The sequence below is a fragment of the Chromobacterium sp. Panama genome, assembly GCF_003052555.1.
GTDB lineage: Bacteria > Pseudomonadota > Gammaproteobacteria > Burkholderiales > Chromobacteriaceae > Chromobacterium.
The window spans coordinates 1-526 of record NZ_QARX01000012.1; the positions used below are offsets into that span (position 1 = coordinate 1).

The window sequence follows — 526 nt, forward strand, 5'->3', positions numbered from 1 at the left end:
CCATCGCTCAACGGATAAAAGCTACCCTGGGGATAACAGGCTTATCTCCCCCAAGAGTCCACATCGACGGGGAGGTTTGGCACCTCGATGTCGGCTCATCACATCCTGGGGCTGTAGTAGGTCCCAAGGGTTGGGCTGTTCGCCCATTAAAGTGGTACGCGAGCTGGGTTCAGAACGTCGTGAGACAGTTCGGTCCCTATCCGTCGCAGGCGTAGGAAATTTGAGAAGACCTGTCCTTAGTACGAGAGGACCGGGATGGACGTACCTCTGGTGTACCAGTTGTCCTGCCAAGGGCATGGCTGGGTAGCTATGTACGGAATGGATAAGCGCTGAAAGCATCTAAGCGCGAAGCCAACTTCAAGATAAGATTTCCCCCCGCAAGGGTAAGACCCCAGAAAGACTATCTGGTTGATAGGTCGAAGGTGTAAGTGCAGCAATGTATTTAGCTTATCGATACTAATAGGTCGAGGACTTGACCAATATTATTTGATGTTCATTCATTAAGATATATGTGCAGTTTTTAGAG

1 rRNA gene is annotated in these 526 nt (G+C 49.8%); it reads left to right on the plus strand.

Annotated elements, in window-relative coordinates:
* A 23S ribosomal RNA gene (locus DB032_RS23460) occupies positions 1 to 480 on the plus strand; the annotation flags it as partial.
* Between the last annotated feature and the right edge of the window lie 46 nt (positions 481 to 526).